Source organism: Pseudoalteromonas sp. AOP7-A1-14, assembly GCF_052376275.1.
Classification (GTDB): Bacteria; Pseudomonadota; Gammaproteobacteria; order Enterobacterales; family Alteromonadaceae; genus Pseudoalteromonas.
Map to the genome: position 1 here is coordinate 87,595 of NZ_JBQSVO010000001.1, position 9,985 is coordinate 97,579.

The 9,985-nt window shown below is 39.1% G+C and carries 9 protein-coding genes; 4 read left to right on the forward strand and 5 right to left on the reverse strand.

Annotated elements, in window-relative coordinates:
• Window positions 1–198 precede the first annotated feature (198 nt).
• Complete coding sequence (gene dbpA, locus ACT3RM_RS00435) at window positions 199–1,587, forward strand: ATP-dependent RNA helicase DbpA (RefSeq protein WP_441994480.1); 1,389 nt, start codon at window positions 199–201, stop codon at window positions 1,585–1,587.
• A gap of 17 nt (window positions 1,588–1,604) precedes the next feature.
• Here dbpA and ACT3RM_RS00440 read toward each other — a convergent pair whose 3' ends face one another.
• Genes ACT3RM_RS00440 through ACT3RM_RS00450 form a run of 3 tightly spaced genes read right to left on the reverse strand, consistent with a single transcriptional unit; the run spans window position 1,605 to window position 2,182 of the window.
• On the reverse strand, window positions 1,605–1,733 hold the full coding sequence (locus ACT3RM_RS00440; RefSeq protein ID WP_441993139.1) for a DnaJ domain-containing protein: 129 nt from the start codon (window positions 1,731–1,733) through the stop codon (window positions 1,605–1,607).
• A gap of 30 nt (window positions 1,734–1,763) precedes the next feature.
• Entirely contained in the window at window positions 1,764–1,916 is a 153-nt protein-coding gene (locus ACT3RM_RS00445; protein ID WP_441993145.1) for a DNA-J related domain-containing protein, read from the reverse strand.
• The gene (locus ACT3RM_RS00450; protein ID WP_441993140.1) at window positions 1,898–2,182 is read right to left on the reverse strand and encodes a DNA-J related domain-containing protein; all 285 of its coding nucleotides are present in this window, start codon (window positions 2,180–2,182) and stop codon (window positions 1,898–1,900) included. Before ACT3RM_RS00450 ends, ACT3RM_RS00445 begins: the two co-directional genes overlap by 19 nt.
• A gap of 66 nt (window positions 2,183–2,248) precedes the next feature.
• On the opposite strand from ACT3RM_RS00450, the gene ACT3RM_RS00455 reads away from it, so the two are divergent.
• Window positions 2,249–5,068, forward strand: coding sequence for a tetratricopeptide repeat protein (locus ACT3RM_RS00455; protein WP_441994478.1), 2,820 nt, complete (start codon window positions 2,249–2,251; stop codon window positions 5,066–5,068).
• Between the two features lie 69 nt (window positions 5,069–5,137).
• Here ACT3RM_RS00455 and rho read toward each other — a convergent pair whose 3' ends face one another.
• Window positions 5,138–6,397 (reverse strand): transcription termination factor Rho, encoded by a 1,260-nt coding sequence (rho, locus tag ACT3RM_RS00460; protein ID WP_441993143.1) that lies wholly within the window; start codon window positions 6,395–6,397, stop codon window positions 5,138–5,140.
• A gap of 177 nt (window positions 6,398–6,574) precedes the next feature.
• Window positions 6,575–6,901, reverse strand: a complete 327-nt coding sequence (trxA, locus tag ACT3RM_RS00465; RefSeq protein ID WP_441836606.1) for a thioredoxin TrxA — start codon at window positions 6,899–6,901, stop codon at window positions 6,575–6,577.
• A gap of 90 nt (window positions 6,902–6,991) precedes the next feature.
• On the opposite strand from trxA, the gene rhlB reads away from it, so the two are divergent.
• Together rhlB and gppA are read left to right on the forward strand one after the other, a co-directional pair.
• A complete protein-coding gene (gene rhlB, locus ACT3RM_RS00470; RefSeq protein ID WP_441836607.1) occupies window positions 6,992–8,266 on the forward strand; it encodes an ATP-dependent RNA helicase RhlB in 1,275 nt (424 codons plus the stop codon).
• A 45-nt stretch (window positions 8,267–8,311) separates the two neighbouring features.
• Entirely contained in the window at window positions 8,312–9,805 is a 1,494-nt protein-coding gene (gene gppA, locus ACT3RM_RS00475) for a guanosine-5'-triphosphate,3'-diphosphate diphosphatase (RefSeq protein WP_441994477.1), read from the forward strand.
• The last annotated feature ends 180 nt before the right edge of the window (window positions 9,806–9,985 follow it).

Consider the following 9,985-nt stretch of genomic DNA (forward strand, 5'->3'; position numbering starts at 1 on the left):
TATGCTTCCATGTTGTATTGTTTGTACTTTAAATAGTGATGCAGATGTTAATGAAAATAAATGTCATTTTCAATAGCTTTCTGAGATTTGTTTTAATCATCGCCTCAGATGGTGGCTGTTTAGTTATTCTGCTATTATGCAGGTTATTAAAATTGAGGTGCAGACCTCATTAGCTTGTTTATTTTTTCAGGATTCATTGTGACCACAACTGCTTTTTCATCGTTATCTTTACCATCTGAACTTGTTGATAACTTATCAACGCTTGGCTACAGCCAAATGACACCGGTGCAAGCGCAAAGCTTACCGCCAGTCCTTGAAGGTAAAGATATTATTGCCCAAGCTAAAACAGGCTCAGGTAAAACTGCCGCATTTAGCTTAGGGGTGTTAGCTAAACTGAACGTAAAACGTTTTCGTATTCAGTCATTAGTTTTATGTCCAACTCGGGAGCTTGCCGAGCAAGTTGCCGTCGAAATGCGTAAATTAGCGCGCGGTATTCACAACATTAAAGTGCTTACTTTATGCGGTGGTGTTTCGATTGGCCCGCAAATTGGATCGCTTGAACATGGTGCACATATTATTGTTGGTACGCCTGGGCGTGTGGACGACCACATTCGTAAAGGCACATTGCGTTTAGATGATGTTGAAACATTAGTCCTTGATGAAGCTGACCAAATGCTCGATATGGGTTTTCAAGATACTTTGGATGCTATTATTGAGCGTATTCCAAAGCAGCGCCAAACGTTGTTATTCAGTGCGACTTTTCCAAGAGCGATTGAAGCCATTGCTAAGCGTGTGCTGAGTAATCCTGTCATAGTTAAAGTGGAAGAAGAACAAGAAAAAAGTACGATTAAGCAGTACTTTTATAAAATGGAAAATAATAAACAGCGCTTTAACACCTTAAAGTTATTGTTATTAAAATTTCAGCCAACTAGTTGTGTTGTGTTTTGTAATACCAAAGTTGAAACGCAACAAGTGTGCGATGATCTTGCTGATGAAGGGTTCAGCGCAGTGTCATTGCATGGTGATTTAGAGCAGCGAGATCGCGAACGTACACTTATTCATTTTGCTAATAAAAGCGCTTCTATTTTAGTGGCAACCGATGTTGCTGCCCGAGGCTTAGACATTGACGATATGGATATGGTGATTAACTATCACTTAGCTCACGACACACAAACTCACGTTCATCGTATTGGTCGAACAGGTCGCGCGGGTAAAAAAGGTATTGCCTGTTCAATTTACGGCGATGCGGAGCAGTTTAAAGTGGCGCAAATTGGTGATCACTACGAATGTGATTTTTTACCAGAACCTTTACCACCGTTCAACTTGCTTGAAAAGCCACCTTATAAACCAGAAATGGTGACATTGATGATTGACTCAGGCAAAAAGCAAAAAGTACGCGCAGGTGATATCTTAGGGGCATTAACCGGTAAGGATGGTATCGCGGGACGCCAAGTGGGTAAAATCAATGTACTAGATAACGTGGCTTTTGTTGCTGTTGAGCGTAATAGTTCAAAGCCTGCATTGCGTAAACTTACTGAAGGCAATATTAAGGGGCGTAAAATTCGCGCTCGTCGTTTAACGCGTTAAGTTAACTCTTAAAAAAGTTAACCTTTTACAGAGCAGCTTGACTTGAGTTGCTCATATTTACTTTTCAGTATTTTAAACCGTTCTTTGTTACCACTAGCCTTATCAGGGTGGTATTTAATCGCTAATTGTCGCCAGCGCTTTTGCACTTCTTTTATTGTGCGGTCATCTGCAAGCCGCTAATACTTAAATAACTTTTTTCGTTGCTTAGTGGTTAATGGTATTCTAGGTGGGGTGGAACGAGTAAAGCATTGCCAAAATTGGCTTAATAGCTCGTCAATATTGGCGTTGGATGTTTCAAAGTTGCGCCAATTTAAATAGTAATCTCGCAGTGGAGCAGATTTTTGTAGTGCAAATTAGTGGCCTTAGTTATTAACTTTATATGTAGGCCTGATATTTGTAGCTGCTGTAGTTGGTATAGCGCATTCATCATCAAAAAATTACGTTTGAATAAATCCCGTTCAGGTAAGCTATCTAAAACGCTAATAGCCCCTTGGCTTTTTAACTTTGTTGCCAAAGAGTGGACTTGCCAAACTTGACCGTTAAAAATTAGTCCAAAAATCTCATCTATCAGTGGGTTAAGCATTGTTTGCAGCATAGCAATTAGTGTATCTTGAAGACCCTAACACAGCTTTTACTGCTGCTAAAGATTAAGGATTGATTAATGCCAAGTCAGTTTAAGCAACGACTACCTTTTATTTTTTTACTGCTTTTTACCTTTGCGATGCCTAAGAGCTATGCAAAAGAAGTGAGCTTTGCCCAGTTTGAAACTGAGCAAAATTGGCAAGAAAAAACACGTGTTGCAACTGTTTTATTAGCTGGTGAAAAATTACCTAGCAGTCAAAAAATAACTATTTATCAAGAGTTAGCGGATGAAGCTTTTAGCAATAAGGATTTTTCTAATGGCTTAAAATACTTTAAATTATTAGAGCAAAGTACAGCACTTGATCACTTACCCAAAGAGCATTTTCGGGCGATGAAAATGCAAGGGGTTTGTTATTACTTCCAAGGCTTAATGCAACGTGCTGCAATTGAATATGGCCGTGCCTTAAATTTAGCTAAACAAATGGACGATAAAATAGAGCAAGCTAATTTATTGAGCAATATAGGCTTAGCTTATTTTAAAATGCATAACATGGAGTTGGCCTTAGATTACTATCAACGCGCTAAAGATATTTATGAATTAGAAGGCAGTGCACAAGATAAAGCCGATATTCTGCATAACATTGCAGGCGTGTATATTCGTTTATCTCGCTACGACCTTGCACTTGATATGTACCGCCAAGTACTTAAGGTATTTCAAAAACTCGGTAATGAAAACGCAATAGCCCAGGTTTACGGTAATATGGGGGTTGCTTACAGTGAGTCAAAACAATATCCATTATCACTTCATTATTATCAATTGGCTCTGCGTTACTATCAAACTCAACAAGATAAACTTGCACTTTCAAGAACAAATACTAACCTAGCAAATATCAACCTAGTACTTGATAAACTGAAAGTGGCTGAAATACATGCGACAGCAGGGCGTGACTATGCTACTCAGGCTAATAATAAGTCATTATTATTAGCCGCATTGCATGTGCTTGGTAAAGTTCAGTTGGCTTTGGGTGATATTGCTCAAGCTCAAGCGAGTTTAACGCAATCACTAAGCCTTGCAAAAGAGTACAAAGATGAACTGATAATTAAAGATGGTCTTGGGATGCAAGCATTGCTCAGCGCAAGCTTGGGTGATTATAAACGTGCAGTAACACTACATAACGAATTTATTGATCATCAACGTAGCACTACTAGTGGAGAGGTACTACAAGCGTTGAACGCTTTTCAAACTCAGTTTGAGGCGAATAGGCTTAACCAAGAAATTAAAGAACTTAAGCAAGCGCGCAATTTGCAGAGGTTAGAAACGACAAAACAAACACAGCTAACAATTATGCTCACTATTGTGGTGATGCTGGTGGTGATCACTGCAGTGGCACTTTATCGTCGTTCAATGGAAAAAAAAGCAAAATTTCAATTAGCTGAAAAAGTACAGCAACGCACTGAAGAGTTGCAAACAATAGCTCAAGAGCTGCGCCAAGCTAATCAAGTTAAAAGTCAATTTTTAGCTAATATAAGCCATGAAATACGCACCCCATTAACGGCCATTTTAGGCCAAACTGACCATCTTATTCAGGGCTTATATCCTCCTGAGCAATTGCAAAATGAATTAAAAGTAATTCAAAGAAATAGCGATCACTTAAAAGGTTTGATCAATGATGTACTTGATTTGAGTAAAATTGAAGCAGGTAAACTTGAGCTTCATTTAACCGAGTTTGATTTGAGTTATTTGCTTTTAGATTTGTTTGCTATGTTTAAACCGCAAGCAAAAAGTAAGCAACTGCAGTTATTGTTAGATAACCAGGTGGGTCCTAGCTTTTGGGTGCAACTTGATTATATACGTGTAAAACAAGTTCTTATTAATTTATGCGCAAATGCCATAAAATTTACCAACAAAGGTTCGGTGACGATTCAGTTGTTGTCTACAAATCAAGGTGTGCAAATTAATGTTATTGATACCGGCATAGGTATGGATAATGAGCAAGTAGAAGTGGTTTTTGATTGCTTCATACAAGCCGATAACAGTATAACGCGCCGCTTTGGGGGGACAGGGTTAGGCCTTAGTTTATCGCAGCAGCTGGCGGTGATGATGGGGGGGTATATCAATGTTGAGAGTGAAGCAGCGCAAGGCAGCACTTTTGGTTTTTATTTACCTTGTAAAGAGCAACAGCCAAATAAGACACAAACTGCCTTAGAGTTGCCAGATGCATTAACTAAGTTACAAGGGAGGGTATTACTAGCAGAAGACCATCCGGATAACCTTCGCCTCATCGCGCATTATTTAAGGTCTTTTGGGCTTGATGTTATTAGTTGTGAAAATGGTGAGCAAGCTGTTGAGTTATGTTTGAAAGAGTTTCCTGATTTAGTGCTGTTAGATATTCAAATGCCGGTAATGGATGGTATGAGCGCACTCAATTTACTAAAGGAATGTGGCTTTAACGCGCCTATTTATGCGTTAACTGCTAATGCTATGAGCCATGAAATAAAAGGTTATTTGGATGCTGGGTTTAGTGGCTACTTAAGTAAACCGATAGATAAGTTTGCATTTTATAATGCACTTGCAACGCATTGCACAGTGTTAACAGATGTATTGGATACCCCAAAAATTGATTTGAGTGATTTAGCTAGTCGTTTTAGTAAAAGCTTTGGTGATGAATCGCAGCTTATCAAAAGCCACTTTAAGCATGCCGATTTGGCCGCTTTAAAACAAGATAGTCATCGATTGCTAGGCGCCGCACAAATGTTCAATTTAGATGAGCTGGCCCAATGTGCTTTAGTATTAGATCGGTTATTATCTAAAGGCAATAGTGAAGTAGCTTATCAGAGTTTAGAACAAGCAGTGGGAAACTTATTGCTTGCTCTTGATGGTGAAGCCTTAAACTCTTAAGTCGCTCTTAAAACAAAAATGCCTGTATTAAACAGGCATTTTATTAAGCATTAATAACAGTTTGAATTATTACTGACGTCTCATTGAGTCAAAAAATTCGTTGTTAGTTTTGCTCATTGATAACTTATCGATTAAAAATTCCATGGCGTCTATTTCTGACATATCATGAACAATCTTACGAAGAATCCACATTTTTTGCAGTTCGTCAGTTTTAGTTAGCAACTCTTCACGGCGAGTACCTGAGCGGTTAAAGTCAATCGCAGGGAATACACGCTTTTCAGAAATCTTACGATTTAAGTGTAATTCCATATTACCAGTACCTTTAAACTCTTCGTAGATAACTTCATCCATCTTCGAGCCAGTATCGATAAGTGCAGTCGCAATAATTGTTAAACTACCGCCTTCTTCAACATTACGTGCAGCACCAAAGAAGCGTTTTGGTTTGTGTAATGCATTGGCATCAACACCACCAGTAAGCACTTTGCCTGATGAAGGAATAACGGTGTTATAAGCACGTGCTAAACGGGTAATTGAATCGAGTAAGATGATCACATCTTTTTTGTGTTCAACTAGGCGTTTAGCTTTTTCGATAACCATTTCAGCTACTTGTACGTGGCGACTCGCTGGCTCATCAAATGTTGATGCGATTACTTCACCTTTTACCAAGCGTTGCATTTCAGTTACTTCTTCAGGACGTTCGTCAATAAGAAGTACCATTAATGTTGCATCTGGATGGTTGTAGCTAATCGATTGCGCAATGTTTTGTAGTAACATGGTTTTACCCGCTTTTGGCGGTGCTACTAATAAACCACGTTGGCCACGGCCAATTGGTGAAGCTAAATCAAGTACTCGAGCAGTTATATCTTCTTTACTACCATTACCACGTTCCATACGTAAACGTTCATTGGCATGTAGAGGAGTAAGGTTTTCGAAAAGAATTTTAGTGCGAGAGTTTTCAGGTTTATCAAAGTTTACTTCATTTACTTTTAATAAAGCAAAGTATCGCTCACCATCTTTAGGTGGACGGATAAGCCCCATAATAGAATCACCAGTACGCATACTAAAACGACGAATTTGACTAGGTGAAACATAAATGTCATCTGGGCCGGCCAAGTAAGAAGCTTCTGATGATCTTAAAAAACCAAAACCATCTTGCAAAATTTCTAATACACCACCGCCAAAAATATTTTCACCACTTTTGGCGTGGGCCTTAAGGATAGCAAAAATTATATCTTGCTTTCTTAAGCGGGCTACGTTTTCGAGCCCCATGGACTCAGCTAAGTTTACAAGCTCTTTTATCGACTTGTCTTTTAATTCGCGTAAATGCATATTGGTGGGTTCTTTATTACAGTTGTCATACTCAAAATCAATTTTGAAAGTTGAGTGAGGTTCGTTGAATATAACTAAGGATTAGTTGGTTTTATAAACTAGCAGGTCGCCGCGTGGGCGTCCAGTATTTAAGTAAAATAAATATAAAAAAAGGGCAAAAAGCCCTTTTTTTGACTTTTAGATGTTGTTTTCTAAAAACTCAACTAGTTGAGTTTTAGAAAGTGCGCCAACTTTAGTCGCAGCAACTTGGCCATCTTTAAAAAGCAGTAACGTAGGAATACCACGAATACCAAACTTAGGTGGAGTCCCGGCATTCTGGTCGATATTTAATTTACCAATTGTTACACGGCCGTCAAATTCATCTGCTATTTCATTAAGAATTGGGGCGATCATTTTACAAGGTCCGCACCATTCTGCCCAAAAATCAACTAATACAGGCTTGTCCGATTGTAATACGTCAGCCTCAAAACTGTCGTCAGTTAATTGAATCATTTTTTCGCTCATTGCGCTCTCCGGTAAGTTAGGCGAATTATTTAATGGGTATTTAAACACTCTTGTTTCTTATTGCAAGTTTAAACGTTATGCTTAAACGCTATGACTAAGACACATTTGACCGATAAAAAGTTTTCAGACTTTGCTATTGCACCGGAAGTGGTTGCCGGATTAACCGAAAATGGGTTTGAATATTGCACGCCCATTCAAGCTAAATGCCTACCTTTTATTTGTGATGGCCGCGACATTGCGGGTCAAGCACAAACGGGTACAGGTAAAACGTTGGCGTTTTTAACCGCCACATGTCATCGGTTATTACAATCTAGCAAAACACCTAGTAAACATCCAAGAGCCCTGATCATGGCCCCCACTCGGGAGCTTGCGATTCAGATCCACAAAGATGCAAAAATTTTAGCGCCACAATGTAATCTTGACTTAGGTTTAGTATATGGTGGCGAAGATTACGAAAAACAACGTGCACAGTTAGAAAAAGGCGTTGATATTTTAATTGGCACAACAGGGCGCTTAATCGATTTATATAAGCAAGGGTATTATACCCTTAATGAAATCGAAGTCGTGGTACTTGATGAAGCCGATCGTATGTTCGATTTAGGCTTTATAAAAGACATTCGTTATATGTTCCGCCGTATGCCAGATACTGCAGAGCGTTTAAACTTACTATTCTCTGCAACTCTATCGTATCGTGTGCAAGAGTTAGCTTTTGAACATATGACCAACCCAGAGCATGTACAAATTGAGCCTGACGTAAAAACAGGTAAGCACATTCAAGAAGAATTATTCCAACCCTCACAAGAAGATAAAATTAAGCTTTTATTAACTTTAATTGAGGAAGAATGGCCAGACAAAGCTATTGTTTTTGCTAATACTAAGCACAGTTGTGAAACAGTTTATGCATGGTTAAAAGCTGATGGACACCGCGTTGGAATGCTAACTGGTGATGTGAACCAGAAAAAGCGCCAATCAATATTAGCGCAATTCAGCAAGGGTGAACTAGACTTTTTAGTTGCAACTGATGTTGCTGCGCGTGGATTACATATTCCAGAAGTGAGTCACGTATTTAACTTTGACTTACCAGATGACTGTGAAGATTACGTACACCGTATAGGTCGTACAGGTCGTGCAGGTGCATCGGGCCATGCAATTAGTTTTGCATGTGAGCAATATGCATATAACTTGCATGAAATTGAAGAGTATATTCAGCACAGTATTCCTTTATCACAGTATGATAAAAGTGCATTGCTAGATGATTTAACAAAACCTACTATTCAAAGAAAGCGGAACTATAATTCAGGCCCACGTAACCGACCAAACAACGGACGTAGACCTAACAATAGTTACCAAAAGCAGCGGTCGTAAAACGGCTGCTTTCTCAGTTGTAGTAGTAACCAGGGGTTTTGAACGGTGGCGCAACTTAAACCGCAAAAGAATGTTTATGCAGTTATTGATTTAGGTTCAAACAGCTTTCATATGTTGATAGCTAAATCAATTGCTGGCGGCTTACAAACTATTGGTCGCGTTAAACGTAAAGTCAGACTTGCTGCGGGCTTAAATAATGAAAATGTTTTAAGCTATGAAGCAATGCAGCGAGGCTGGGAATGTTTAGCTCTGTTTGTTGAACGTTTGCAAGATATCCCGAAAAAAAATATCACTATAGTCGCAACAGCTACTCTACGCCTAGCGACTAATGCTGATGTATTTAAGCAAAAGGCCGAGCAAATCTTAGGCCATAAAATCAATGTTATTAGTGGTGAACTTGAAGCACGTATAATCTATAAAGGGGTGGCACATACTTCTTCGTGTGTTGGACGTCAGCTAGTCATTGATATTGGTGGCGCAAGTACCGAAGTCGTTATTGGTAAGGGTTTTAGTGCCTTACACTACAAAAGCCTAAACATTGGCTGTGTTACCTACCTTGAGCGTTATTTTAAAGACTATAAGCTAAATGAGGCTAATTATAATGCAGCCATTAAGGCTGCTCGATTAGTGATTGACGATATCGCTGCAGACTATAAAATTGCAGGTTGGGAAGTCGCCTCTGGTGCTTCAGGTACCGTACAAGCTATTCAAGAAATAATGATAGCGCAAAACCTAAGTGATTCATTAACACTCAAAAAGTTACAAACCATTAAAGCTCAGTCAATTGAGTATCAAACCATAAATGATCTAGATTTACCCGGATTAAGCGAAGAGCGCAGACTGGTATTTGTTTCTGGGCTTGCAATTTTAATTGCACTATTTGAATCGCTCGAGATTGAAAGAATGGGATTGGCAGGCGGAGCGCTGCGTGAGGGGGTGCTATATAGCATGATCCCTGAATTTCATAACCATGATATTCGTAAACGCACAGTTGATGCCTTTATGTCTAGATACCATGTTGATCAAAAACAAGCAGATCGTGTTGCTGAATTATCCTTACAGCTTGCAGAAAAAGTAAATGAGCAATGGGGGATTGCAGCTGCGGAGGGTTTACCTCTACTTAAGGCGGTTGCTCAGTTGCATGAAGTTGGTTTGTTAATTGAATATAAACAGTATCAGCAACACACGGCCTATATTTTAGAAAATACCGATATGCCTGGTTTTTCACAATCGGAGCATAAACTCATTGTCGCTATTGCTAAAGCGCATAGAGCAGATATGCAAAAAGGTATTTTTTCTGAACTTGGAAATAACGCTGAGCTAAGCCAACAAATAACGCGACTGTTACGTATTGCAGTGATTTTATCAATGCGGCGCCAAAATGATGTATTGCCTAAACTTGATCTTACTGTATCAAATGAAGCTTTAGTGCTCAGCTTTGAAGGAGACTGGTTAAAGTCACATCCTTTAATGGCAAGTGAACTACAGCAAGAGGCTAAGCAGCAAGCCAAAGTTGGTTGGAAATTTATAGTTAGTTAATTTAAAGGCCTAACTGGGTCTTTTTTGTATTAAAAATCATCATTGTGAAGTTATTTTGTTCGAACGCACCATTTTTTCAAAAAAGATCTAAAAAACGCTTGATCTGTTTTCGGATCTCCCTATAATGCGACCCCACTGACACGGCAGAGCAGGCAACGCTTAAGCTGCAAGCATCGAGTT